The 25769-nt window shown below is 40.9% G+C and carries 23 protein-coding genes; 10 read left to right on the top strand and 13 right to left on the bottom strand.

Annotated features, from left to right (window positions below; translation table 11 throughout):
* Entirely contained in the window at positions 1–4530 is a 4530-nt protein-coding gene (locus EZ444_RS13400; RefSeq protein ID WP_131609627.1) for a beta strand repeat-containing protein, read from the bottom strand.
* Positions 4531–5127: 597 nt separating this feature from the next.
* Here EZ444_RS13400 and EZ444_RS13395 point away from each other — a divergent pair.
* The 5 genes from EZ444_RS13395 (at position 5128) to EZ444_RS13375 (ending at position 8983) form a co-directional block, all read left to right on the top strand.
* Positions 5128–5841, top strand: a complete 714-nt coding sequence (locus EZ444_RS13395) for a DUF92 domain-containing protein (RefSeq protein ID WP_131609624.1) — start codon at positions 5128–5130, stop codon at positions 5839–5841.
* Positions 5838–6404 (top strand): Crp/Fnr family transcriptional regulator, encoded by a 567-nt coding sequence (locus tag EZ444_RS13390; RefSeq protein ID WP_131609622.1) that lies wholly within the window; start codon positions 5838–5840, stop codon positions 6402–6404. The genes EZ444_RS13395 and EZ444_RS13390 overlap by 4 nt, the downstream gene beginning before the upstream one ends.
* 64 nt (positions 6405–6468) lie before the next feature.
* Positions 6469–7065 carry an NAD(P)H-dependent oxidoreductase gene (locus EZ444_RS13385; protein WP_131609620.1) on the top strand — a complete coding sequence of 199 codons (597 nt, stop codon included), beginning with the start codon at positions 6469–6471 and terminating at the stop codon, positions 7063–7065.
* Between the two features lie 97 nt (positions 7066–7162).
* On the top strand, positions 7163–7951 hold the full coding sequence (locus EZ444_RS13380; protein ID WP_131609618.1) for a helix-turn-helix transcriptional regulator: 789 nt from the start codon (positions 7163–7165) through the stop codon (positions 7949–7951).
* A 75-nt stretch (positions 7952–8026) separates the two neighbouring features.
* A complete protein-coding gene (locus tag EZ444_RS13375) occupies positions 8027–8983 on the top strand; it encodes a nitrilase family protein (RefSeq protein WP_131609616.1) in 957 nt (318 codons plus the stop codon).
* On the opposite strand, the gene EZ444_RS13370 is transcribed toward EZ444_RS13375, so the two are convergent.
* Entirely contained in the window at positions 8976–10022 is a 1047-nt protein-coding gene (locus tag EZ444_RS13370) for a GlxA family transcriptional regulator (protein ID WP_225874727.1), read from the bottom strand. The two genes, EZ444_RS13375 and EZ444_RS13370, sit on opposite strands and share 8 nt — an antisense overlap.
* 72 nt (positions 10023–10094) lie before the next feature.
* Here EZ444_RS13370 and EZ444_RS13365 point away from each other — a divergent pair, with 72 nt between their 5' ends.
* A complete protein-coding gene (locus EZ444_RS13365) occupies positions 10095–10586 on the top strand; it encodes an SRPBCC domain-containing protein (protein ID WP_131609614.1) in 492 nt (163 codons plus the stop codon).
* A gap of 139 nt (positions 10587–10725) precedes the next feature.
* On the opposite strand, the gene EZ444_RS13360 is transcribed toward EZ444_RS13365, so the two are convergent.
* The 6 genes from EZ444_RS13360 to EZ444_RS13335 all read right to left on the bottom strand — a co-directional run bounded on the left by EZ444_RS13360 (position 10726) and on the right by EZ444_RS13335 (position 20006).
* The gene (locus EZ444_RS13360) at positions 10726–12075 is read right to left on the bottom strand and encodes an alkaline phosphatase family protein (protein ID WP_131609612.1); all 1350 of its coding nucleotides are present in this window, start codon (positions 12073–12075) and stop codon (positions 10726–10728) included.
* The gene (locus EZ444_RS13355; protein ID WP_131609610.1) at positions 12075–13655 is read right to left on the bottom strand and encodes a calcineurin-like phosphoesterase C-terminal domain-containing protein; all 1581 of its coding nucleotides are present in this window, start codon (positions 13653–13655) and stop codon (positions 12075–12077) included. The genes EZ444_RS13360 and EZ444_RS13355 overlap by 1 nt, the downstream gene beginning before the upstream one ends.
* Positions 13656–13666: 11 nt before the next feature.
* Positions 13667–15097 (bottom strand): RagB/SusD family nutrient uptake outer membrane protein, encoded by a 1431-nt coding sequence (locus EZ444_RS13350; protein WP_131609608.1) that lies wholly within the window; start codon positions 15095–15097, stop codon positions 13667–13669.
* Positions 15098–15108: 11 nt separating this feature from the next.
* Complete coding sequence (locus tag EZ444_RS13345) at positions 15109–18243, bottom strand: TonB-dependent receptor domain-containing protein (RefSeq protein WP_225874726.1); 3135 nt, start codon at positions 18241–18243, stop codon at positions 15109–15111.
* A 182-nt stretch (positions 18244–18425) separates the two neighbouring features.
* Complete coding sequence (locus EZ444_RS13340) at positions 18426–19334, bottom strand: FecR family protein (RefSeq protein WP_131609604.1); 909 nt, start codon at positions 19332–19334, stop codon at positions 18426–18428.
* Between the two features lie 51 nt (positions 19335–19385).
* Positions 19386–20006, bottom strand: coding sequence for an RNA polymerase sigma factor (locus tag EZ444_RS13335; protein WP_131609602.1), 621 nt, complete (start codon positions 20004–20006; stop codon positions 19386–19388).
* A gap of 161 nt (positions 20007–20167) precedes the next feature.
* Here EZ444_RS13335 and EZ444_RS13330 point away from each other — a divergent pair, with 161 nt between their 5' ends.
* On the top strand, positions 20168–20437 hold the full coding sequence (locus EZ444_RS13330; protein WP_131609600.1) for a hypothetical protein: 270 nt from the start codon (positions 20168–20170) through the stop codon (positions 20435–20437).
* A gap of 13 nt (positions 20438–20450) precedes the next feature.
* Here the strand turns inward: EZ444_RS13330 and EZ444_RS13325 are convergent, their stop codons facing one another.
* A complete protein-coding gene (locus EZ444_RS13325; protein WP_131609598.1) occupies positions 20451–20822 on the bottom strand; it encodes a VOC family protein in 372 nt (123 codons plus the stop codon).
* Positions 20788–21249, bottom strand: a complete 462-nt coding sequence (locus EZ444_RS13320) for a DoxX family protein (RefSeq protein ID WP_131609596.1) — start codon at positions 21247–21249, stop codon at positions 20788–20790. The genes EZ444_RS13325 and EZ444_RS13320 overlap by 35 nt, the downstream gene beginning before the upstream one ends.
* A 135-nt stretch (positions 21250–21384) precedes the next feature.
* Here EZ444_RS13320 and EZ444_RS13315 point away from each other — a divergent pair, with 135 nt between their 5' ends.
* Positions 21385–22362 (top strand): GlxA family transcriptional regulator, encoded by a 978-nt coding sequence (locus EZ444_RS13315; protein ID WP_131609594.1) that lies wholly within the window; start codon positions 21385–21387, stop codon positions 22360–22362.
* 28 nt (positions 22363–22390) lie between these two features.
* Entirely contained in the window at positions 22391–22894 is a 504-nt protein-coding gene (locus EZ444_RS13310; protein WP_131609592.1) for a GNAT family N-acetyltransferase, read from the top strand.
* 312 nt (positions 22895–23206) lie between these two features.
* Here EZ444_RS13310 and EZ444_RS13305 read toward each other — a convergent pair whose 3' ends face one another.
* The 3 genes from EZ444_RS13305 to EZ444_RS13295 form a co-directional block, all read right to left on the bottom strand.
* Positions 23207–23596 (bottom strand): MmpS family transport accessory protein, encoded by a 390-nt coding sequence (locus EZ444_RS13305; RefSeq protein WP_131609590.1) that lies wholly within the window; start codon positions 23594–23596, stop codon positions 23207–23209.
* A gap of 15 nt (positions 23597–23611) precedes the next feature.
* Entirely contained in the window at positions 23612–24124 is a 513-nt protein-coding gene (locus EZ444_RS13300; RefSeq protein ID WP_131609588.1) for a hypothetical protein, read from the bottom strand.
* A 92-nt stretch (positions 24125–24216) separates the two neighbouring features.
* A complete protein-coding gene (locus tag EZ444_RS13295; RefSeq protein WP_205945267.1) occupies positions 24217–24816 on the bottom strand; it encodes a Crp/Fnr family transcriptional regulator in 600 nt (199 codons plus the stop codon).
* Between the two features lie 222 nt (positions 24817–25038).
* Here EZ444_RS13295 and EZ444_RS13290 point away from each other — a divergent pair, with 222 nt between their 5' ends.
* Positions 25039–25665 (top strand): hypothetical protein, encoded by a 627-nt coding sequence (locus EZ444_RS13290; RefSeq protein WP_131609586.1) that lies wholly within the window; start codon positions 25039–25041, stop codon positions 25663–25665.
* Positions 25666–25769 lie beyond the last annotated feature (104 nt).

The following is a 25769-nucleotide window of genomic DNA, read 5'->3' as shown; positions in this document are numbered from 1 at the left end:
TTAGAAATTTATCACTATTGTATAGGTTTTAGCTGCATTAGGCGTAACCTTCCAACTTATAATTTTATTACTTGGTAGCACATCCATCGCCACAGGATTTGCCGACGTGCCCGTAGCAGCATAGCTATATGGCAGCGAATTTGTCTTGTTGATGATTAAAAAGTTCGGCATAGGATATTGAAGGAAATCTGATGGATCAGCAATATTTTCATCTTGTATCTCGTAATATATAACAGGAGCAGGGTCTGACGGTGTTTTGCCAAAAAGCGCATTATCTAAATTAAGCTTCGCTTTTAGAATAGTCACTCCCGCAGGTATAGTAAATGTAAATTTCGTTGTTCCCAAAACAGGTCCGTTACTCATTGCAACCGTTATTCCGTCGCCTGTTGCAATTACCAGCACACGAGAATTTCCAGATGGATTATAAGCTTTACTAACAGCGCCGCCACCACCGACTGCGGGAGCAACCCATTTAGCAGTTCCATCAGCATTAGCAGTTAAGACCTTTGTAGCGTCAGCTGCAATAACCACCGGATATTGATCTAGCTTAGCCTTATCAGTCGCAATCATTACTCCCGCCACACTTGTTGTAGCTCCAGGAATAGTAGCCGCAGTTCCAATCAATGCCCCCGCTTTAGAAGTGATCACACCGTTAGTCGCAGAAGACGTATATCCTAAATCACTTGCCACAGCACCACCGCCTCCGCCTGATCCATTAGCAACGGCTGTAATTCTTCCCTTCGCATCAACCGTTACGTTAGCTGAGGTATAACTTCCTGCGGTTACACCTGTACTAGCCAATGATAAAGTAGGGTTAGCTGTAACACCGTCTCCATTCGTTACTGTAATCTCATTTGCTGTACCAGCAATACTACGTGATGTAGTCGCAGTAGCTGAGGTCCGGACTAAAATTCCATTTGCAGAAACACCTGCAAGACCAGTAGCAGTACCTGTTACGTTACCGGTTAAAGCACCATTAAAAGTTCCGGCAGTAATAGCCATCGCTGAGAAATTACCCGATGCATCTCTTTTAACAATCGTATTAGCTGTTGGCGAGCTTGTTGCAAGGTTAGCTGCCACCGTTGCCGTATTAATAGCAGCCGCCGCGGAACCACCTACTGTCGCTACCATAGGTACATCAGCAGTATTACTTAAATCTCCGGCAAGCATTACAATACCTTTTGTAGTTGTAGTAGCAGGCGAGCCACCTCCCGACACCATGCCATCAGCATAGTCTTTCATAGCCTTTACAGAAGGGTACTTTGTTGTAGAACTCGCATCACCAGCAATGTTATTACTGATATTCGAAATATTCTGCTTTAAATCCAATGCAGTTTGTGTGGCCGTACTGATTGGCTTCAATGCGTCACTTGTATTATTTACATTATTAAGGGCCAGGTCAGTTTTTAGCTCTGCAGCTGTTTTTTGTCCAATTGAAGTTGCTGTTGCAGCATATAAATAACTTCCGGGAGTTAAAGAGTTCAGTCCTGTACCACCATTCGCCACACCAACTGTTCCACTTAAGGAAGTTGCAGTTGATGCATTTCCGATCAGGTTACCTGTAATGGTTCCGGCAGCAAAGTTACCTGAGCCATCTCTTTTTACAATAGTATTCGGTGTATTTATAGCAGTAGCGTTATTCGCAAGGATTACCCCTGCATTAATTGCAGTTGAGGTAGAACCGCCAACCAACAATACCGTAGGTAAAGCAGCAGTTCCGCCCAGATCTCCGGCCAATTTTACAATACCTTTTCCTGTAGTAGTCGCGTCAGGTGAACCTGCCGCAGATACAGCATCGACATAAGTCTTAACCGCTTTTACAGAAGGGTATTTGGTATCTGAAGCACCATCAGTACTGATGTCTAAGCTTTTATTTAATTTATCCTCTTTCAGATTTAAAGCCGTCTGTGTAGCCGTGCTGACAGGTTTACCCATATCACTGGTATTGTCAACATTCGGCAAACCTAAATTTGTCTTGGTCAAAACCACATCAGGCCCAACCACTCCGTTCACCGTTTGTACTCCCGTACCCGTTGGTGTTAATATTTCTTTCCAGTTAGCCAGTACAGAAGCCGGGGTAGCACCCAAAACAAAACTTTTACTAATGTCAGTCCTGATAACTGTACTACCAACCTGCGCACCACTTAAGGCCAACATAGCTGCTTCGGTACTAAAAACATTAACAGAAGCGAAGGACAGCGCTGGAATTTGTGCTACGGGAATCTTCCCCGAGCCATCTAATGTCGCAACTCCATTCACTGCTGCTTTTTCAGTAAGATCTATCTTCTTGTTTAACTCGGTCTGCGTTGCAGTACTGATTGGTTTTAACAAATCACTAACATTACTTACATTATCCAAGCCCAAATCTACCTTTACCTGGGTTGGTGTCCTTTGCTGCAAAGTAGTACTTGTTGCTGCACTAATATAGTTTCCTGCTGTATAACTGGTAATACCTGTACCACCTCTTACAGCTTGCAGATTTGTGATTAACGGCTCTTTTAAAGCCAATCCAGGTACAGTTGGAGCTGAAGCAACACCCGATAGATCTCCGGCAAGCTGTATTTTACCAATGATAGTTGTTGTGGCATCAGGTACACCACCCGCTCCTATAACAGCATCATTTACTTTTTTATCTACGTAAGTTTTTGTCGCTTTTTCCGAGGGATAGTTCGTATCCGAATTTGCAGAGAACGTACCATCTGTGATTTTATTAACCTTATCCTCTTTTAAATTTAAAGCAGTCTGCGTTGCCGTACTTACAGGCTTTGCAGCATCAGAAGTATTATCAACCAGATCCAGGCCTAAAGCTTCTTTTACTTGTAAAGGTGTTCTTTCCTGTAGTGTAGTCGCATCTAAGGCATTAATGAAATTTCCAGGCGTGTAGGAAGTAATTCCTGTTCCACCATTAGGTACCATCACAGTTCCACTAACAGAACCGGCTGTGGTTGCTGTAGTCGCATTTCCGTTTAAATTACCGGTTACTGTACCCACTTCTATGTTGCCAAGCCCGTCTCTCTTCACAATCGTGCCCGTTAGGTTTTGAGCAGTCGCCGCATTAGCCAAGTCTACCCCCGTTTTAATAGCACTTGCAATTGCCCCGCCGACTGTCTTCACAGTTGGAGCATCCGCTGTACCAGCGAGATCCCCAGATAGCATGATTCTTCCTTTAATCGCGGTTGTTGCGTCTACAATACCCGCCTTCGAATCAATATATGTTTTAACTGCATTTACAGTTGGATATTTTACATTTGAAGTTGCATCTAAAACTAGATCGGTACTTTTATTCGCTTTATCTTCTTTAGCATCTAATGCCGTTTGAGTAGCTGTACTTACTGGCTTATCAGCATCTCTTGTGTTATCAACACTACCCAGACCTAAATTTATTTTAGCATCTGTAGCATTATTAGCTCCGGTACCACCATTTGCAACGGCAACAATCCCGGTAACATTAGCTGCAGTACCGGAAATATTTCCCTGAGCTGTACCTGTCAGGATAGGATTATTTAGCGTAGGACCATCAGATAGCACAATATCACCTGTACCTGTTGTTGTAGCCACTTTTAGTGCCCCCGCCTCTCCTTTTAAAATGCCCAAAAGTGGAGTACCTAATGTAATTTCCGGCGTGGTTGTTGGATTGGCAACTGTGCCTGTAAATCCATTTAATGGTTTAACACTTAAGGAAGTTACAGTTCCGTTACCTGTTCCACCTCCACCAGGTGTCCCATTTGTTACATCTGTAATTCGTCCGTTTGCATCCACAGTAATATCTGCAGCAGTATATCTTCCAGGAATTACGCCTGTAGTTGAAAGTCCTAATGGACTTGAAATTGTACCGTTACCTTTTAAAGTAGCATCACGTTGAACGCTGGTAAGTCCACCGGTTCCACCGCCGCCACCAAGTAATCCGGAAAGGTCGACATGACTGTTTCTTGGTCCTGAAATAGATAATATTGTTCCCGCAAGACTCAAAGACTGGTTAAGATCACTAAGGCTTACCGAGTTTCCACCTTTAATACCTAAATTATATGCTGCATCAAAACTCAGACTTAAATCTCCAGCTGTAGCTGAATCTCCTTTTGGTCCTACTAATACGGTTCCAGATGAAGGCCAGTTGCCTGATACCTTTGGCCCGAATAAAGTGGTCTTTGTTAGATCCAGATAAAAATCTCCATTATTTCCAAGTCCGGCCGAAGGTGCACCATTACCGCTTAATATCGTATTTCCACCTGTGCCACCGCCTCCTGAAGTAATGTCACTTTTATTGGCTAGCTTTTGCCATTGTCCATTGCTATAAAAATAAAACCCAGGAGAGTCATTTGTTTGATAGATCAATAAACCATTAGCAGGACTGTTGATATCATTACGTTGTACTAATGACATTCTTGGGATAAGCAAACCTTTAGATGTAGAAAGTATTTCTAGTTGAGCACTCGCATCTGGAGTACTTGTACCTATTCCTACTTGAGCTTTTGCGCCAAATGCAAATAGCAATCCAATAATTATGGCAAAATGCTTAGCTGTTTTATTCATGAAATTATTCTAATGTGGTGGGGTAATTTTATTCTTATAATGAAAAACTGAAAAATCTTGAATCTACCTTAAAATCAAACGAATAATCGTCCAACTAAAAAGCTAGATAAAAAACTAAAAATGAAACAGTTCGGACGTATTTCAACCTGGAAATACCCTGTATATTGTTGCAGATGGTGAATTTGGCCTATATGCGTAGCGTCGTAGATGATCTTTCATTTTTGAAAACATTATTTTAAACAATAAGGGGGTAGATCATTTGCTTTATTAGGCCCATAGGCAAGCCATTTTGCGCAAAAAATCATAAAACTTGCTACAAAGCTACCATTCGATAATGGAATATTCTTGAATAGAAAGTAAAATAATTGTGAACAAATGTAACTAACTACCATAATCAATTAACATACAGTAATTTAAACCAAAAATAATTGATCAAAATTAAATGAAATACTACTTTAAGAATCTATTGTGAAAGCGAAGAGCGCGAAAGAGTTATGACATTTTTCAATCTCTGTTTTTACACCGTTCAATTCAATAGGTATCTGACTATATTTGTATTTAGTTCCTAAACCATTAAAAATACAATATTGTCATTCAATGGCTATTTATACAAGCTACCTTCCCTATTTATTCTTATCACTTGCGATAGTAATGCTTATTAGTGTAAAAGCAAAAAAGCTAACCATACCCGCGGCCCTTTCTGCAACTGGAATAGGTCTGCTCGTATTACAAGCTGCGCAAGTAAAAGGCGTGCTCATGTTGCTGACCTTTTTCTTACTTAGTGTTTGGGCAACGGCTCATAAGAAGGCGATAAAAGCAAAACTTCATGTCGACAATTTAGCTAACATGGGTAGAACCGCAGGACAGGTATTTGCCAACGGTGGTGTGGCCGGATTAACTGCAATTCTAGCGATCATTGATCCCTCGCATATTGAAACATACCTCATCATGATGGCTGCCAGCCTGGCTTCGGCCCTTGCCGACACCTTATCTTCGGAACTGGGGATGGTATATGGGCGCCGCTTCTATAATATCATAACGCTTAAAAAGGAAGCAAATGGTTTAGATGGAGTAGTTAGCCTTGAAGGTTTGTTGATCGGTACTGTTGGTGCATGTATTATAGCCTTAATATATGCTGGTTTAGACAAAATGGCATTAATAGTGGTATTTGCCGGTACACTTGGAAACCTAACGGATTCTATTTTAGGTGCGACTCTTGAACGAAAACATCAAATAGGAAACAACACAGTAAATTTTTTAAATACACTTTTTGCCGCATTGGTGGCGATGGTCATATATAATAACCGATGATTAAAGCATTCCTAACCTCATTTAATGTATTAAGCCCTACTGAGATTGATCAGTTTGAAAGCCTTCTGATCAAAAGGCATCTGAAAAAGGGAAGCTTTTTTATCAACGAAGGAAAACTCAGCACAGAAGTGGCTTTTATTAATACTGGTATACTCAGATCCTTTTTTTCGCCCGAATCCGGAGAAGAAATTACCTACTGTATTTCCTTCCCCAACACATTAATGGCTGCCTATTCCGCATTCATCACTGGACTACCTACCGTAGAAAACATACAAGCTGTAGCGGATTCAGAGTTACTCGTTATTCAAAAACATGATGTAGATAAATTACTCGAAACTAGCCCAAACTGGGTTCGATTTTTTAAGATTATCGCTGAACAACAATACCTGGAGCTGGAAAAAAGACTCTTCCTATTCCAAAAAGAAAAGGCAAAAAAAAGATATATCGATTTATTGGAAAACCAGGCTAACTACGTGCTGCAAATCCCCCTTCAGTATCTTGCCTCTTACCTGGGAATCACCCCACGTCACTTAAGTCGCTTAAGAAAAGAGATAAATTTATAGACAAATGTCCTGTCGCTCCCAATAAGTAGGCTATACCTTTGTCCCGATAGCAAATCAGGACAAGATGCAAAACCTAGTGAACAAGAAAAACATATTAATTATCAATGGGCATCCCAACAAGGACAGCTTCAATTATGCTTTAGCCAAAGCCTACAAAGAAGCAGCCATTCAATCTGGAGCATTGGTAACAGAGCTAAATATTGCCGATCTAAACTTTAACCCCAACTTACAATATGGTTATACCAGTCGTATTGAACTGGAACCTGATCTGTTGTACAGCCTGGAAAAAATCAACCAGGCCGATCATCTGGTATGGGTACATCCCGTTTGGTGGGGTGGATTTCCGGCCATTATGAAAGGTTTTATTGATCGGTTATTTCTTCCTGGATTAGCTTACAAATACAAGGACAATTCTTTGTGGTGGGACAAACTCCTAACCGGAAAAACAGCAAGAATCATTACCACCATTGACCAGCCCGCTTGGTATTACCGATGGATTTATGGCAACCCAAGCATCAATCAACTGAAAAAAAGCACGCTGGAATTTTGCGGAATAAAACCAGTGAAGGTTACCGCTATTGGCATCATCAAAACATCAGACCCCGCGAAAAGAGCTTCATGGCTAAACAAGGTTAGTAAATTAGGTCAAAAACAAATATAATCTCCACAGAATTATTGCCGAATTAAACACTGTCATGACCTAGCTCGCATCTTTTTGATTTAATAATGGCTAGGTTTGTATGTAAAATACGAAAGATGTGCAAATACCCTGCAGTCCTATATTGTCTAATATTGTAAAACACTACTTGATTATTGAAAGTAGTGAACACCTCTTTTACCGTTTCTTTTCCGATGGTAATCCAGGAATAGTTTTCCGCTTAGGCGACCCTATTTACATCAGTAATTCATTAGGAGATCAGGCACAACCTTCCAGCTTTGTATACGGGCAAATTTCTAACTACCTAAATCTACAGGTAAGCAGTGTAAAAATGCTCATTGTTGTTCTTCATCCGGCTGCACTACCCCGACTTTTTAATATCCCGGCGAGCGAGATGAAGGATAAAACCATTGCACTTGAAGATTTGATAGGTTCAAAAGGACGAACATTAGAAGAACATATCGCCAGTAAAAGCCTTATAGATGCTATAAGCAGTCTGGAGCATTTTCTTATTCAGCAGAAAACTGCAGTTAAACCATCCGAAGAATTCATAAATAAGCTAAGCGAATACATTAGCCACAGCGCTGGTAATGTATCTATTGAACAGCTTACCCATATATTTGGCATATCCGAACGGCAACTGGAACGCAAGTTCAGTGCATATGTTGGCATCTCTCCCAAAGCTTTTGCCGAAACTGTAAAGCTACAAAACTTTCTCAAACGTCTCCAAAAATATGGTGGGGAAAAGAACTTAGGTCAACTTGGCTATGAATGCGGATACTATGATCAGGCACACCTTAATACTCGTTTTAAACAGAAAACAGGTCTTGCTCCTTCCCAATACTTATCGATAAAGGGCAAGCTTTCTATCAACCTACTTCCCGTATAGATAAATTGTCGGTTTTATACAAGGAAGTCTTTTTTATGGTTGGTAGATTTGACATATTAAAATATTCCTTACCATATGAAAAATTTAATTGTAGCAACCGCCCAGTTCGAAAACAAAAGTGGCGATAAAGCATATAACCTCGATGTTATCAACGAACTTTCCGCCAGAGCGGCCAAGATGGGGGCAAATGCGATCGCTTTCCATGAATGTTCTATTACAGGATATACTTTTGCAAGAAAGCTATCTAAAGAACAACTGCTCGATATTGCCGAATACATTCCCGAAGGACCAAGTATATATAACCTCCAAGAGATTGCCAAAGCTCATAACATTGCCATACTAGCTGGTCTTTTTGAAAAAGACGTAAATGACAACCTTTACAAGGCCTATGTTTGTGTAGATAAGAACGGTCTTTTGGCAAAACACAGGAAACTTCATCCCTTTATTAATCCACACCTTCTCCCTGGAAAACAGTATACTATTTTTGATTTATATGGATGGAAATGTGGTATACTGATCTGCTATGACAACAATATTATCGAAAATGTTAGGGCAACAACATTGTTAGGCGCACAGGCTATTTTTATGCCACATGTAACCATGTGTACGCCTTCTACCAGACCAAGGGCAGGTTTTGTAGATCCCGAACTTTGGATAAACAGGCATAATGCCCCAGAACCACTACGCAGGGAATTTGATGGACCTAAAGGTAGGGAATGGTTAATGAGGTGGTTGCCAGCAAGGGCTTATGACAATGCCATTTACGCCATTTTCTCCAATCCAATAGGAATGGATGATGATCAGCTCAAGAATGGTTGTTCTATGATTTTGGACCCCTTCGGTGAAATCCTATCCGAATGCCGTTCTCTGGATAACGAGATCGTCATCTCTGAGCTTTCTGCAGATAAACTTTCCCTGGCAGGTGGCTATAGATATATTAAAGCAAGAAGACCAGCACTCTATTCCCACATCATCGGACAAGAACATAGTAGTGAGCAAAAGGTAAGCTGGATGAAAGAAGATTTTAAATAACAATAACGGGTTCCTTAATGTACCTCGCTTTGTAATCCAGCGGGGACAAACCCGTTATTTTTTTAAAGACTTCCCTAAATGCTTTATCATCTGAATAACCAACGTCATTCATGACCTCATAAATGCTTTTTTTACCTTTTTCTAAAGTACTTTTCGCAACTTCCACTTTTACCCGCTGCAAGTATCCGACAGGGGTATTACCTACAGCCTTAATAAAACGCCTGTCAAAACTCCTTCTGCTGATCGCAAGCTTTGAAGCCAGGTCTTCGAAAGAGATTTTTCCACTTAAATTTTCCTCGATATAGGTTTGGGCTTTGCAAATCAATTCATCACCATGGTTCTTCTGTGTTTTAAAAATGTGGAAGGGCGATTGTGATGTTCTTTCAATATCAATCTGAAAAATCTTTGAGCAGATAATGGCGATCTCCCGGTCAAAGTATTTTTCTACCAGGAAAAGCATCAGGTTTAAAAATGAATATCCACCACCATTGGTATATATCCCCTTTTCGGCAGTAATCAGTTTATCGATTTGAAGATTGATGTTTGGGAACAATCGCTTAAAATCGCCTGACATATTCCAATGTGTGGAACAATTTCTTCCATCTAGCAAACCAGTAGCAGCCAGCAGGAACACACCGGAGCACATCGAAGCTATTTCAGTTCCGCGGCTATGTTGTTCCCCTATCCAGTTGATCAGTGCTTCGTTCTCCTTAATTAACTCATTATCATAAGAAACGGAGGGTATGATGATCAGGTCGGTTCTATCCAGATCATTGATATTTATAGGATAAACCGAAAAGAAGCCGGCATCCAATTTCATTTCGGGCACAAAACCAGCTATGGAAACTTCCATCATGGGTTTGTGTCCCATCTTTTGCCATATGATATTGGCACGAGTCAAGATTTCGAACGAACCGGTTATACTGCTCAGATTAACCTCTCCTTTTGGAACAACTATTGTGACTTGCATGGTGGTAATTTTCACATAAAGATACTTGATATTTCTGTCCAAATCAACCCGACTAAAAGTCCATTTCACACCTGATTACTTGGCAAATAACTCCATAGCTTTGATATAGAAAAACTTTAGAATCACGTAATAACAATCAACATGAATACACCAGATTTTACGACTACAATATTAGTAGACCAAAGCCCGAAAGCAGCATTCGATGCCATCAATAACGTTCGCGGATGGTGGTCAGAAGAAATTGAAGGCCACACCGAAAAACTCAATGATGAATTTGATTATCACTATCAGGATGTCCATCGTTGCAAAATGAGATTAATTGAAGTTATTCCTGAAAAAAAAGTGGTCTGGCTTGTGTTGGACAACTATTTTAAATTCACGGAAGACAAAAGTGAATGGATAGGCACAAAGGTTATTTTTGAAATTGAGAAAAAAGATAATAAAACCCAAATTCGCGTTACTCACCAGGGTTTAGTTCCTGAATACGAGTGTTACGATATCTGTGTAAATGCATGGACTCAGTATGTACAGCAAAGTTTATTTAACCTGATTACTAAAGGTAAAGGTGAGCCAAACAGTGCGAGCACTCCAAGAACCGAACACGAAAAGAAACTTGAAACTGAGAAAAAGTAGTTAGAAAAAGAAATAAGATATGGGAGCGGAAAGACGTTTTCCGCTCCCAATCCCTACTTTATAACGGCAATACCTTGCGCCCATATTCGTCAGCCACTGAACGCCTATCGCATTCGCTCCTGATAATGAAACCTGAGGATTATCTAGCGGGCGTAGTTAATGCCTTTATCGCCTTGCCATCAGGTGCATTAAATTTGATGCCCAAAAGTGCTGCAGCAGTCGGCGCTACATCTTCCAGGCCAATTCCTTCAATCAGCAATCCTTTCTCAATACCAGGGCCAATAGCAATAAAACCAGTTTGAATTTCGGGAATATCGGGAAAATAACCATGTGCACCACCCTTAGTAGGTCCGAGTACAGGTCCCGAATCCTTGTCCTGAATATACACTCCTTTTACCGGAGCCAATGCGAAACTCGCATGCGGATCAGCCCCGAATTTATTCAATTCGGCACGCTCCACGATACGGAAAAGGGATTTATACCCATCAGGGAGTTCAGTCAGTTTTTTACGCACTTTGGCCAGAAGTTTCACATCATTCTTATCTTTCAGGTGGAAAAATGCGGCACCTCCTGCAGCCTGAAACTTAGCTACTGGTTCCTGTGTATCAACCTTACTGTCAATGCCCAATTCTTTCAGCCAGACATTCGGAGCAAGTACCTTATTGATATCCACGAAACCGTGGTCTCCAGTAACGATCACTGTAGTGCTGTCCTTAATACCGGCCTTGATCAATGCATCCAAGATATTTGCTACCGCATGATCCGCAGAAGCCAGGGCTTTAAAAACCCCTTCACCAGAACGCCCCTCTTTATGCTGTGCACCGTCAACACCAACAATGTGAATACTCAAAAACTCAGGCTTGTATTTGCGGATGATGTAAGCCGCCATACGGCTGCTGTTCTCGTCCATGGTCAGATACTGCAGATTCAGGTCATTGACCTCTGCCTTGCCGATTGCATACTCCTCTATCTCTGAGAAGAACCCCTTCGGAGTTGCAAACTCAGCGATTGCTGATTTTCTGTCTGACATATTTGTGGCTGACCAGATCTCCGGCAAGTTATAATCAATTTCAGCACCAACGGAAATCGGCCAGGAAATAGATGCAGATTTCATACCTGCTTTTCTGACCGCCTGCCATAGCGTTTCCGATTTGATCTTGCGGCTATCAGTCGTCCATTCGTACACAAGTTTATCATTCGGCATGGTATTGTAAGTGATGCCATGATGTGCAGGAAAAGCACCAGTGATCAGTGTAGTATGTGAAGGATAAGTTACACTTGGAAAAATACCTCTCACTCCTTTCGAATGGGCTCCATTTCTCATCATAGACTGCAAATTTGGTGCAGGCCAGCTTTTATCCAGGTAAAAATCTGGTCTGAAGCCATCGATACTGATCAGGATCACATGTTTGGAAGTTTGAGAAAATGCAGGCATAGTCAATACGATCATATTGAGCAACAGCAATCTTTTTATAAAATTAGTTTTCATTACAATTCTTTAGCTTTTTCAATTCTGTAAATACTTTTCTGCGTATGTGTACGACCATAACGATCCGTTGCACGCACTTCTATAACATGCGTACCAATCGGCAGATCAGTCGCAATTGACATTCTCCACAAATGTGGACTATCCGTTGCATTGGTTGGTCTTCTTCCCGCTAGTAACTCCTCTGAAGTATCCCAGGGGTGCAATTCAGCCAGGTAGGCAGGATCTGCAGCATTTGCGGGACTCATCTTCTCCCATTTACCATTACCTATACGGCATTCTACCAAATCGGTACGATAGCCCATAAAGAAATTGGCGTAAATACCTGCTCTGGTACTTTTGCCCTGACCTACTACTTTTGGATGAAAAACTTCGATCTGGTAAGATTTATCTTTGCCTGCCACTTTATAATCAATCACATACTGATTGCCTTTGAAATGAATAAATGCATACCCTTTAGGTGTACCATCTCGCATAGTTGCAGCAGGAACTCCTTGCTCATTAAGCTGACCAGAGTACCAATCGCCGGAAGTTGTACCCGCATTGTACTCATGATGTGGCTTTTCCTGACTCCAGCCCTCTTTTTTTCCGTAAAAAATCTGCGACTGTGTATGCATGTGCGCCGATAACGAAAGTGTATTAGGATAATCCTTTAACAGATCAAATAAGCGCTGACGATCCTCCGGACGAAATACATTTCCGTTCTGGTGCTCCAGGGGAATGTGAAAAGCAAGTACTATCAGCTGATCTTTACCTACTAACTTCAGATCATTCTCCACAAAATCCAGTTGGTCCTTACGGAAACCACCCAAATAACCCTTTCCGATACGAGGATTCGGATACAGAACATCGTCAAGTATGATGTAATGTACCTTACCATAATTGAAGGCATAATTGGCCGGACCGAAATTTGCTTCATAAGTTTCATCCGATAAAGAATCAACTTTTACATCAAAATTCATATCATGATTCCCGATCAGGTTGTACCAAGGCAATCCCACTTTTTTGATTGCTTTGATGTAAGGCTGGTGCAAGTTAAGGTCGTTACCTACCAAATCTCCCAAACTTAAACCAAAGGCCACGTCCTTAATACCTGCAACCTCCGCAATGATCCCTTTTTCGAAGAACTCCATCTCCCTTGCCGTATAAGCCTGAGGGTCACCAAAAATCAAAGCTGTATAATCATCTGCCTCTTTTTGTGGCAGCAAGCCAAAGTCTACCGATTTAGGAAGCGGGCCCGTCGGCGACACTCCCTTAAACTCCAGTGTAGACGGAGAGCCCATCGGTTTGTGCAGGTAATAAAACTTAGGCAGGTTATCCGCATTGAGGGGAATGCGGTAGCCGCTCGGTTTGATAACAAAAATACCGTTGTCATTTCCAATAGGCAATTCGTAGCGGCCTTTTTCATCCGTAAGTGTTACCTGTACGCCATTGCTTACCGCAACCTTGGCGATGCCAGTTTCCTTCGCATCTTTCTTTCCATTGTTATTGGCATCGTGGTAAACGAAGCCTTTCACTTTATCCTGAGCATATAGCCCCGTGCTGAAAACGGTGGCTAATGCAATTAATATTAAACTTTTCATAAAGAACGTATTTAATTGATAAATGGCATGATACCAGCGGCCGTTTTGTGCTGTACCAGTACTTTGTTCATGTCGTGCTTTATGGTCACCACACCTGTCGCAGCATTGATTTCGAAATCGTCCATTTCACGGTTTTTAGGGATAAAGGACGGCATGATTGCTTGCGTGTGTTCAGGTTTCACGTTGCTATTGCCCAGTCGCTCGCGCTCAGATACGGGGAAGCGGATACCGAGGTCTGTCATCCGGCGACCTTCTGCCATAAAGACCTCTTGTCTAAGCAAGTATACCAGATACAGCATTTCATCCTGTGTATTTGCTGCATCAATCTCCGCAGCGATGACTTTAGTACCAGAAACCTGATAAGCAGTGATATTGCCGGTTTGTCTGTTGAGGATGTATCCATCTTTCTCAGCAGATGCAGCATCAAATTTCACTTTCATAGCAGTTACCGGATACACCTTATTGCCCCCGTTGCGGGTCTCCGCTTTATCGCTCAGACTGGTCGTTGCCCTTTTGGAAACGCATTCTGTCAGCATATTTTTTAAGGTAGTCCTGGCGCCGCTCAAATCATTTGAAGACACCATTGCCTCAGCGATGATCAGGTAAGCTTCTTCAGCTTTGGCGATCGCGATGGGTTTTTGGTCCAGCGCTGCAGTTTGGTTGGTATTGAAGTACTTAGGATCCAGGAAATCGAGTCTGGGAAGTGGTGCAAAAGGATTTGCACCGCTTGTTGTGAAGATATTGGCCTGGAAACCATTACCTGGTCCATTCGTTGTACCATACAATACTTGTCTGAGCAAAAGCGGATTCTGGATGGCAGTGTTTGCTTCAGTGCGGGCCTGAGCTGCATTTCCCAAGCCATAATAAGCCCGGGCGCGGAGCAGTGCACACACCAGGCGATCATTGGCTTCTGTAAACAAGGGCTGCGCATCATTTAATAAAGTAATCGCAGTATTACGGTGTACTTGCGGGGAAAGCACTTCACCTAAGACTGTCGCAGGCATTCCTACAAAAAGCTCCGCAGCCAGCAGGTGTGTGTAAGCCTTGTACATCAGCAGTTCAGCGCGCTGCAGTGGTTTAGATCCAGCATCGGCAGGCAATACTTTGGTAAGTCCGTAATCGCACATCTCCATGGTACGGTGAATCCCTGCCTGGATATTGGCAACATCCTGGTCAAAGAAATTGATTTGAGGGATATCGAATACCTTACTACTTGCCGTGTAGTTGTTGAAATAATTATCGGACACCAGTTCAGTAAATTCCGTGTTTGAGGCCACCATCAAACTCATTTGGCGGCGCATGCCATCCGTCCATTCAACTGCTGAATTACCTGAACCAATGAAGCTATCTTCCTTAACATTTGGGTTTTCAACTTCGACCAACTCACAACTGCCCAGCATCAGCACCAGGGCCAATGCAGGATAAAACATATATTTTTTCATCTTAATGAACATTAGAAATTAACTTTAACAGAACCTAAAAATTGACGTGGAGCAGAGTAAGTTGCATAAGAGACCCCACCTGTAGTTGCTCTACCTTGTCCCTGTGCACTCCCACTGGTGGTATTCTCCGGATCGAAAGAAGAAGTAGCGAAATTTAGCGGGTTAGTTACACTGAAACCAAGCGTTAGGTTTTTGATGGTTTTGCCCAATTTAGGACCAAGGAAAAGATAGCTGGCACCGATGGTCCGCACTTTAATGAAATCTGTTTTCTCTACGAACATATTGGTAAAGTTGAGCCAGTTGGCCCTTCCATTTTTATCGATCTCTCCCTGAGGTATTCCTTCGTTGCCAGCACCATAATTAAATCGGAACTGCTTATCCCAGTTGCTTGCGTATGCACCCGATTGATAATCGGCATTGGCAAAGAAATTGAAATCTTTAAATTGGAAGTTAAGGCCCATGCTACCGTATAGATCAGGAATGGTACTGCCCAAAAATTGCAGCGGTGTAGTTGAATCCATCACACCGTCTGCACCAAAGGTACCAGTACCAGCACGGATGAATCCTACAGGGAAGCCTTCCTGCACTACCGTCTGGATGGTACGTTCGCTGAAGCCGTTCAAATTGAAAGGTGGACTACCCATGGAATTCAAGACCCTGTTATAAGCAGTATTTACCGATACATTTACGGAAAGAGAGAGGTCTTTGGTCTTTACAGGAGTAGCGTTCATGCTTAACTCTACACCTCTGTTTAGTATTTCACCTACGTTTCTGATGGTGGCAATCTCACCTGTAGAAGGTGTGGCAGGCACAGTGAACAAGGCATCTTTGGTAATACTATGGTAAATTCCCGCGCTCAATACCAGTCGATCCTCTAATAAACCGAGGTCCAGACCAAGCTCCAGGGTAGCCGTTTTCTCCGGTTTCAAATCCACTTTAGGTGTACCCAAAGAAGCGCCTAATGCGCCCAGGTAACTTGCGAAATCTATAAGTCTTTCATTTCTGAAGGGCGGAGGGAAATTTCCAGCCAAACCATAACTACCTCTCAGCTTCGCTGATGAAATGAAAGGAAGCGCATCCTTAAAGCCAGGCTCGGCAGTAGGGATGTAAGCGAAACCAACTTTAGGATAATATTGCACACCTACTTCTTTACCGAAAGCGGTATTTCCATCGCCCCTTAAACCAAGATCAATAAAAAACTTGTTTTTGAAACCCAAATTCTCCTGAACGTAAAGTCCGTAATTGACAACTTCAGTCAGCACCTCATTGGAAGTAGTTGCGCCAACCTTACTAATGTCGCGCATACCATCTCTTACATTAGTACCATTGTAAGCTACCTGACGGTCCTCATTTCGGAAAAGTTGTCCGCCGAAAGTCGTAACGAAAGAGAAATCACCCAGTTCAGCTTTGTGTTGCCCGTTCAGCTCCAGCGTCAGACCCCAGTATTTTCTATCGGCATTACTGATGCTTCCACCAGCTGTGCTCGGATTGCCCGTGGTGTGCGTGATGTATTGATTGGTTGTAATTACCTTATTTCTGGTAGTGCGATAGTCGATACCCCCTACTGCCTTGATCATTAAGCTTTCCACAGGACGGTAATTGAATGTTTGAGAAGTCTGAAAACGGTTCACCACAATCTCATTATCCTGCAAACGTTCGGCTTCCCTCACATAAGCTTTCAATGTTTGGAAATCTGCCTCACTTAAGTCATCGATCATCGGTTTTTTAAGCGGACCACTAATTTTTGAAGCGCCGCTTTCCAGGAACCAAAGACCTGTATATCCACCTTGATTACCATTTCTGCTTCTTTTGAAACTATTGTTGACGAACGTAAAACTGCTTTCGTAAGTTACCTTATCGCCAATATTAGCTCTAAATCCGGAGCGCATGTCGATTCGCCTATTCGCGTTCTGGTCCATGATCTGCACGCCAGAGCTGTTTAGGTAACCACCAGTAAAACTATATCCCAAACCACCTTTACTACCGTTGATACCAACATTGTATTTTTGAAACATGCCGCTTTCAAAAAGCATATACTTCGTTCTTTTGAAATGCAAGAAATCATTCGTAGAAGCTTCTGGCCCTACTTCAACATTTACAGTGATTGCTGTGCGTTCTGAACCACCTTTTTTGGTAATGATCTGGATCACCCCGTTGGCTGCATCCGAACCATATAAAGTAGTGGCCGCGCCACCGTTAATATATTCAATCTTCTCGATGTTGTCCATCGGGATATCTGCCAATGCACTTACCCCTGCACCAGAAGCAGCACCACCTCCCAATGTTGATGGCGTATTCAAGTTATCCATACGAACCCCATCCACATATACTACCGGGGTAGAATTCATGAATGCGGAGACCACACCACGTGCGCGTATGATAGAGGTAGAACCTGCCTGTCCGCCGGTGAGCCTGATCTGAGCATTTGGCAATTTCGACTGCAGCAGCTGATCGATGCGACTGCCTGGCGTTTTTTCAATATCTGCACCACTAATACTGACCACATTGGTCGAAAGACGGCGTTTGCTCACATCAATACCCTGACCAGTTACGACCACCTCATCCAGCCCCAGGCGATCTTCTTCCATTTGTACATTCTGATTCATATTGGCTACAGAACGCTCGAAGTTAAATTCCTGCGACTTGTAGCCGATGTAGGAAACCACCAGGGTAAAACGTTGTCTGTCTTCTTTAACAGAAAGACTGTAAACACCATCAATATCAGTTTGAGTACCAATCATAGTACCCTTTACCTTGATGCTGACACCAGGAATGGTCTTACCAGTTCTTTTATCCTTTATCACTCCAGATATAACAGTCGGTACCAGGTTCCTCTTGGGATTAATGATGATGTATTTATCGCTGATTTGTTTGATTTCAATACTTGCCGGTGCCATCAACTCATTCAAGATCGCTGCGATGGATTTTCCTTTTACATCGATGGTAATATTTCTATGCTGCATGGCTTCCATGTTTTTGTAGCCAATAACAAAATGACTTTGTTTTTCAATCAAGCTAATTACTTCCTGAATCGGCATTTCCTTGGCAAACAGGCTGATCTTTACTTCATGCATCGATTGTCCCGAGATGGGACCAGCATAGATGAGCAAGTTAGAAAAAAAGAGAAGGGCTATCGTTAACTTCATTTTTAGATTAAATAATGACCATAGCGGGTATTTGCAACCCGGGTAAAAATTTTGCATATTTGATTTGTTTTTAATGTTTTACGAATTCATTGAAATACCGGAGCGCTGCTACAGGGCTCCGTCTGAAACCGGGATGTTGACGCATATCCGGTTTTTTCATATCCTATCTTTTACATAGCGTTTTATTTAATGGTGATTTGCTTGTTGTCATATTCAAACTCCCTTTTGGTAAGTTGTGTCAATATTTCCAGTACCGCCTTCATAGATTCTCTATTGAAACGAATGGTGTACCTATCTTTGCGACTTGCCAGACTCAGGTCTTTTACTTCCAGGTGATAGAAACCTTTAAGTTGCTCCGCAATGTCAGCTATCGACGCATTGTCGATATATAACTTATTGTCTTTCCAGGAAGTGATCAATAATGCATCTTCACTATTCATTTCAAATTTCCCTGTCTTTCTGAAAAAGCTGATCGTCTGATTGGCACTCATCTGGTCAGCCAGGATCGTCTCTGATTTACCTTTCACCTGCGATACCCTTACCACACCTGTGAGCACTGATATCTTAATCCTTTCCCTGTCGGGATAGGCACTAATATTGAATGCAGTTCCAAGCACCCTGGTGCTAAGCTGTCCGGATTGAATGACGAAAGGCTTATGAGGGTTTTTAGCCACTTTGAAGTAAGCTTCTCCTTTAAGCATCACCCCTCGCTCCTCTTTCCCGAAGTTTCCGGAAACCAGCAGTTCCGTCCCGGTATTTAGCATCACGACAGTTCCATCTGTCAATGTCACTTCTTTACGTTCTGTAGCAGCCGTACTGATGAGCATATCTAAAGGGGGAGTTACACCAGGCCCGACATAAAACCAGGCGGCAAAAGCTGTCATTAAGCAAATGCATGCAGCCGATGTCCAAATGTACAATGATTTTATTTTTGGTTGTTTGCTTTGGCTCAGGGACTGAATTTTCGCTTCCGATACGTCGAGCAGATCGTACCAATGATCGACGGCTTCCACTTCAGTAGGAGAAGCCTGATGACTAATATACCTTTTAAGGATTTCTTTGAGTTCTTTCTCTCTTTTATTTTCTAACATCCTACACTACACATCACAAAAGAGCACTAGTAGTACTTTAAGAGAATGTTATCAAAACATCAATTCATAACTACTCAGTACCGAGAGCGATGCGATGATGAAAATAATGTTAGGATCGGAGTTGTATTTCCCCAGTCGGAACCTGATCCGGTTGAGGACATCCGTTATGTTGTTCTTGACAGTCTGTTCGGAAACCGACAAGCGGAGCGCGATTTCTCTTATTGATAAATGTTGTTCCCTGCTCAGTCGGTATGGTAGTTGCAGGCGATCTGGGAGTTCATTTAATTCAGCATCTACTACGCTATGCAATTCCTTGATCAACAGTCCTTCATCAGACTTTGCAGCAGCCGGATAGGCCAACATCTCTTCGAATACCTCCACAGCCCTGATGGCGACGCCCGGCCTGGTGAAATAATTTATCGACGCATACTTAGCTGACTTGTACAAGTAAGAAGACAAGCGGCCCTGATCATCACAACGGATTTGAGCACGATTTTTCCAGACACCCAAAAAGATCTCCTGAATGATATCCTTTGCTTCTTCTGTGTTTTTGATTTTCACACAAACATGCCTAAAAAGATCCTGCCAGTACCTCCGCGTCAGTTCTGCAAAAGCCTGATGATCATCTACGTGGAGAAGCGCAATTAAATCCATATCAGATAATTCTTTCATAATCTGACACAAAAGTATGGACGGATTATGAACTGGACATTAAGCATTTGCTTTCTTTTTTATCCTTTTGTTGTTCATGTTAATTACAATCTACCGACTTAACATAAACATAATATTAAATTAACTATTTCATGACTTAACTTAGCGACAATTTCAAAATTATGAAAAAACAAAAATTAAAAAAGCTGGTTAAATCAGCCCAAAAATCAATTAAAAATACCATAAAATCAGACCTGATCAACGAGCTTACTTCCATTACAGGTAAACTGGGGCAGGATTCCAAAAAACTAACGAAAGAAATCGAAAAGGGGTCAAAGCAACTAGCAAAAAAACTTTCAAAAGAAATAAAGATCGATAAATCCACTCTTATAGAGACAACAGTTGAAGAAAAGGCTCCCGACGCCTTGAATGCTTCAAAGCCCGTTGTATAACTCTTAGCAAGCACTAAATGCCAAGTATCCACCTCACATCAAAAGCATCAGTGACTTCAATTAGTTTTTGATCATCATAATTATTTAGAGAAAAATTATGATGATCAAATTCCAGTTTTTCAATAAGCTCTTTTCTATCAAAGGTACTTTTACAGTGCAAGAAAATAGAAATATAATTACCAAGTTTTCTTCCTTCGTTGTGCACCAGATCCGAACCGTGAATAATTACCCTGTCAGAAACTAGCGATCCACGAACAACTGGCATTTCAGTGTAACCAGGCACTTCTTTTTCGAAAGTCTCAAATTGCAATAGTCCCCCAAAACAGGTTTGGTAAAAGCTTAACGCTTTTTTACAATTCCCCGAAAATGTTATGAACACCCCCATTACGCTGAATTTTATTGTTATATCGGTAAGAAAGAGCAAGGATACCCAATACCACCAGTGGCAATAGCATAAAACTAATGTTCTTATCTACACAGGCATGACTGATGAGGGCAAAGATTAAATTAAATGTAAGCCCTGCATAGGCCCACTCCTTTAGCTTAGCTGGTATTGTAGGGTAAGAAATGGCAAAAACGCCAAGTACTTTACAGATGACAAGTGTATAGGCAAAATAATCTGGATAGCCCAAAGGTTTTGTACCAGCATTCAGATAATCTGGAGCAAATAACATGGTTCCAAGCGGCATTATACCCTCCCAAAGTACTATGATACCTGTTGCTACCCAAAAGATTACTTTATTCTTCTTCCTGTTTTTTGCTACGGGAACATGTGTTGCTGCTTCTACCGTAATTCTTGTTACTTCTGCCATTGTTTTTGTTTATTAAGTTTACTATTCAAAGTTACACCAGGATATAAAATCAAGTCTGTTGTAAAAATGACAACTTTAGGGGTGAATCATGACAAAAGTATTTTCGTAGCTTAGTACCTTAATCTTATAATTGATATGCGAATTTCAATCTTTGTACCTGAGTATGGGGTAATTGAAGCAGTTACACCTCCCTTTAGAAGCTTTAATACTGCCAATGAGTTTTTAACCACATTTGGTAAAAAACCCATTTTTGAAGTAGAATACGTGGGTTTAAACGAGTATGTACCGGCAAACAATGGAGAATACACCGTTAAAACCAATAGGTTACTCAAGGATGTTACTGAAACAGACTTATTGATTATCCCCCCTACCTTTGGCGATACCACCAAAGGAATACTGGCCAATGCAGAAGCAATACCCTATTTTAAAAAGCTATATCAAAATGGTTCAAGTCTTGCCAGCTTATGTATTGGTGCTTTTCTTTTAGCCGAGACAGGTTTACTCAATGGCAAAAAATGTTCCACCCATTGGGCTCATATTGATGATTTTAGAGAAAGATATCCAGAGGTGGAAGTAGAAGATGGAGCTATAATAACAGAACACGATAATATTTACAGCAGTGGCGGGGCAAGCAGTTTATGGAATTTAATATTATACCTGATTGAAAAATACGCCGATAGAGAAACAGCTGTAATGATTTCAAAATATTTTGCTTTGGACATTGGGAGAGATAGCCAATCCCAATTCGCGATGTTCAAAGGTCAAAGAAACCATGGTGATCCCGAAATTCAAAAAGTACAGGATCATATTGAGAAACACTATGAAGATAGAATAACCATAGAAACGTTAGCAAGTTTAATTAATAAAGGTCGTAGAACATTTGAAAGAAGATTTAAAGCGGCGACTAACAATACATCCTTGGAGTATTTACAAAGAGTGAGAATTGAAGCTGCAAAAAAGTTTTTTGAAGCTTCTAGAAAAAATATAACGGAAATAATGTTTGATGTAGGCTATACGGATACAAAAGCATTTAGAGATACATTTAAGAAGATTACAGGACTTACGCCAATTGAGTATAGGAATAAGTTTGCAAGGGTAGCGCACGAGGTGTAAGCGCCCTTAAATACCGATTTGGCATAACATGATTAAACCATACGATAGTTCGGACTTTAGATTACTAGAATCTTGGGTAACTGATGCAGAGCTTTTACTTCAATTCTCAGGCACAGACTTTACGTTTCCACTCAGGGAACAAAAAATAGTTGATTACCAAACCATGTATCCGGATCGTCATCTCTATATTGGCTATACGATTGATGGATCGCCTTTTGCTTTTGGAGAGATCATTCCCCAAGAAAGTGGGTATCCGAGGCTGGCCCGGATTCTTGTTGGCGAACCATCACTTCGAAGTCAGGGATTGGGAAGATACTTTATTAAATTACTATTGGGAGAGTGCAAGCGACTTTACAATACGGATACCATTGAGCTTTTTACCTGGGAAAAGAATCATATAGCAATTAGGTGTTACGAGTCGGTTGGCTTCAAATTATTACCTGAGTTACATAAAATAATGTTTCACGAAGGAGTAAGTTACCATATCCATAAGATGATCTATAACGAGCAAATAGTAGCTTCAGCGGATTAAAACATAAAAAAGAAAGCCTCCTCTGCTAATGCAAAGAAGGCTTGTACCGTAAAGGAAGATTACTTTGAACATCTGGAACGCTTCTGCATGATTCTGGATCCAATTATTCAAGACTTGAAAAGTAAAGGGTTTATATAAAATTGGAAGTTTGCATCATAAATGCTAACGAGCTCACCACGGTTAACATTAGAATATAGAACAAGAAAATTTGCATTTAAGTAACTAATCAATTTTGAAACAATTCAAATGCTTTTGGCATTCAACAAACAATGATTCTTATTCATGGCTAATCCAACATTGGATAAGATGACTTTAAAAAACTATAGCCGGAGCAGATTTAGAGAAACTTCCTGAGGCATCAGCCACGGCATCAATTTGTGCTCCTACCTGACTGCCTCCTCTCTTGACCACAATTGTTACTTTTTGACCAGCTACTCCTCCATTTCCTGATATTGCAACAATGGCTGCAGCTACATTTGTAGCGTAAGTAATTTCTTTTGTCCATGGAAGCGATGCGACCGGATCATTTGCCGTACCACCTGTAGCAGTCGTATATGACACCATCAGTGTTGGTCCCGAAAAAGCTCCTGTGATCTCATAACGAACTGTGCGCGAGTTGTTATCAGGCTTTTTATCTGAATTCTTCTTGCAGGAAACAAAAACTGTGACTACCATTAGTAGTGTAAAAATTGACTTTTTCATAAGGTATGTTTTTAATTAAAATTTAAGTGCTATTCCAATTCTGGCATTGGTACTGCCTATAGCGCCAAGCTCAGTGAATGCGCCAAGGTTATTGCGGAAGAAGTATTTGCCCCCAACGTATGCGCCCAGAAACAGTCCGCTTCCGTAACTATCGCCCAGGTCTTTACCATTGTCTTCCCAGGAAAAACTTCTGTAGCCAAGGGTTGGCCCTCCATATAAATCTATCTTGTCACTGTTAATTTTTAATAATTGATTAACATGATAAGAGGCTCTTACGCCAAAGTAAATGGCTGTAAATTTGAGGGACAGGTATTCATTTGAGAGATAATCTGCATTTGCACCAATGCTGATGCTACCTGTGATCCCCTGTTCATAAGAAAGACCGACAGGTATGCCTCCGTCATAAGAGGAGTTTACGCCAATACCGATATTGAGTAATTTATTTCCTTTTTTAAAGGCCCCATTCTCTTGGGCGAACAATGTTGTGGTCGTAAAAAATACCAGGATAAGGATGTTAGCAATTTTCATTTTTATCATTTTTAATAGTTCTATGCAAACATAAAAATGATAAAAGCCTAAACTCGTTACCTTAAGTTAAGAAGCGATTTGGTGTCGTAAATTTAAGAGGCTTTTCTAACCAGCCTCTTTCTCATTCTACTTAAAGATTGCGGAGTGATACCCAAATAACTCGCTAAATAGTATTGAGGGATTCTTTGAGCCAAATCCGGCCTTATTTCTAGCAAATTCAAATAGCGTTGTTCTGGTGTAGAAATCTTAAAATTATCAAATGCTATTTGACTTTTTGAGTGTAAATCTTCGGAAACAAGACGACACAGTTTTTCTAAGATAGGGTATTTTGCAAAAAGTTCTTCATCTGTTTCTGAACTAGCTACAATCAAAATAGAGTCCTCAAGACAATCAACATAATATTCAGATGGGGTATGGTTTAATACGCCTGGAGGGTTAAGAGTTTCAGACTCGGTATAAAAAGCAGTAGTCTTTTCTTCCGTATCAACCATATAATAGCACCTGATGCATCCTTGAAGCACAAAATAGGCATCCTTTGAGAGTTGACCCTCTTTCAATAAAATTGTTCCTTTCTTAAAACTTTTAAAAATGGCTAAATCTATAATAACATTTTGCTCCTCTTCAGACAGGATTACATATCTCGCTAAAAAATTTAACAGGATTTGATCCATTTTATCATTAGTCAATTGCATTTTTTTAATATTTAGGCGATACAGGTGTCAATTTAATATTTCTTGATGACATATTAATTGCCGTCAAAAATTTATTTCATAAAACCACAATCATTAAGCAGGTTAAAAGCAAGGATTATAGAGAAAAATACAGGGTAAGGTTCATTTCTTAACTTAAGTGAACGAGTTATGGCATCTCGCCAATCTACCTTTGCATTATCGTTTAACAACTAATGTATTGATATGCAAAAGAAAATTTTATGGTTCGCCTTGATTTTAATGATGGCAAGCACTATACAAGTTAAAGCTCAATATTCCAAACAAGACAGTACTTATAGAAAGTATTTTATAGGCAGTACCTTATTTATGATAGCTAATGTAGTAGCTGACAATAATCCGCCTGGTATGGTTTATCTGAACTTAGGTTATCGCATTACAGGAAAGGATGTAATTTCAATTGAATTTAAAACTTGGAAATATGCCTGGCCAATTGGCATTCCTTATGGAAAATCATTTGAAGCAGAAGGAGAAGGGTTTCCAGGTTATATTCGTGAACACGGAGTTTCACTTAATTATCAAAGGTTTTTATGGAAGCATCTTTTTGCTCAAGTTGACGTGATGCCTGCTTGGCAAAGCTTTGTAAATGATAACGGTAATAAGATTGACAATGGCTTTCAAATCTTTAACACTTATTCCATTGGTTATCATATTAAACTTTTCAAGGATAGGCTTTTTTTTCAACCTTCAATAGCAATGACTCATCGTCCCTATCAATCAACAATGCCTGATTCGTTTAAACAGGTTGACGATAGATGGTCAAAATTCTTCTTCGGGCAGCCGGGATTACATTTTGGATATAATTTCTGGTAATTTTGCGAAGGTTAAGTGTATATTTCGATTAGTAACATAACGCTGCTTAATTGCCTGCATTAAAAAGGCCTTCAGAGATCCCTGAAGGCCTTTTTAAATTTCCA

The organism is Pedobacter hiemivivus, assembly GCF_004331685.1.
Classification (GTDB): Bacteria; Bacteroidota; Bacteroidia; order Sphingobacteriales; family Sphingobacteriaceae; genus Pedobacter; species Pedobacter hiemivivus.
Note: the sequence above shows the minus strand (reverse complement) of the source record. Positions and strands in the feature narration are given on the sequence as shown.

Coding starts and splice junctions, on each gene's coding strand:
- EZ444_RS13400 (WP_131609627.1), bottom strand. CDS start 4,530: ATGAATAAAACAGCTAAGCATTTTGCCATAATTATTGGATTGCTATTT.
- EZ444_RS13395 (WP_131609624.1), top strand. CDS start 5,128: ATGGCTATTTATACAAGCTACCTTCCCTATTTATTCTTATCACTTGCG.
- EZ444_RS13390 (WP_131609622.1), top strand. CDS start 5,838: ATGATTAAAGCATTCCTAACCTCATTTAATGTATTAAGCCCTACTGAG.
- EZ444_RS13385 (WP_131609620.1), top strand. CDS start 6,469: ATGCAAAACCTAGTGAACAAGAAAAACATATTAATTATCAATGGGCAT.
- EZ444_RS13375 (WP_131609616.1), top strand. CDS start 8,027: ATGAAAAATTTAATTGTAGCAACCGCCCAGTTCGAAAACAAAAGTGGC.
- EZ444_RS13365 (WP_131609614.1), top strand. CDS start 10,095: ATGAATACACCAGATTTTACGACTACAATATTAGTAGACCAAAGCCCG.
- EZ444_RS13360 (WP_131609612.1), bottom strand. CDS start 12,075: ATGAAAACTAATTTTATAAAAAGATTGCTGTTGCTCAATATGATCGTA.
- EZ444_RS13355 (WP_131609610.1), bottom strand. CDS start 13,655: ATGAAAAGTTTAATATTAATTGCATTAGCCACCGTTTTCAGCACGGGG.
- EZ444_RS13350 (WP_131609608.1), bottom strand. CDS start 15,097: ATGAAAAAATATATGTTTTATCCTGCATTGGCCCTGGTGCTGATGCTG.
- EZ444_RS13345 (WP_225874726.1), bottom strand. CDS start 18,243: ATGAAGTTAACGATAGCCCTTCTCTTTTTTTCTAACTTGCTCATCTAT.
- EZ444_RS13340 (WP_131609604.1), bottom strand. CDS start 19,334: ATGTTAGAAAATAAAAGAGAGAAAGAACTCAAAGAAATCCTTAAAAGG.
- EZ444_RS13335 (WP_131609602.1), bottom strand. CDS start 20,006: ATGAAAGAATTATCTGATATGGATTTAATTGCGCTTCTCCACGTAGAT.
- EZ444_RS13330 (WP_131609600.1), top strand. CDS start 20,168: ATGAAAAAACAAAAATTAAAAAAGCTGGTTAAATCAGCCCAAAAATCA.
- EZ444_RS13325 (WP_131609598.1), bottom strand. CDS start 20,822: ATGGGGGTGTTCATAACATTTTCGGGGAATTGTAAAAAAGCGTTAAGC.
- EZ444_RS13320 (WP_131609596.1), bottom strand. CDS start 21,249: ATGGCAGAAGTAACAAGAATTACGGTAGAAGCAGCAACACATGTTCCC.
- EZ444_RS13315 (WP_131609594.1), top strand. CDS start 21,385: ATGCGAATTTCAATCTTTGTACCTGAGTATGGGGTAATTGAAGCAGTT.
- EZ444_RS13310 (WP_131609592.1), top strand. CDS start 22,391: ATGATTAAACCATACGATAGTTCGGACTTTAGATTACTAGAATCTTGG.
- EZ444_RS13305 (WP_131609590.1), bottom strand. CDS start 23,596: ATGAAAAAGTCAATTTTTACACTACTAATGGTAGTCACAGTTTTTGTT.
- EZ444_RS13300 (WP_131609588.1), bottom strand. CDS start 24,124: ATGAAAATTGCTAACATCCTTATCCTGGTATTTTTTACGACCACAACA.
- EZ444_RS13295 (WP_205945267.1), bottom strand. CDS start 24,816: ATGCAATTGACTAATGATAAAATGGATCAAATCCTGTTAAATTTTTTA.
- EZ444_RS13290 (WP_131609586.1), top strand. CDS start 25,039: ATGCAAAAGAAAATTTTATGGTTCGCCTTGATTTTAATGATGGCAAGC.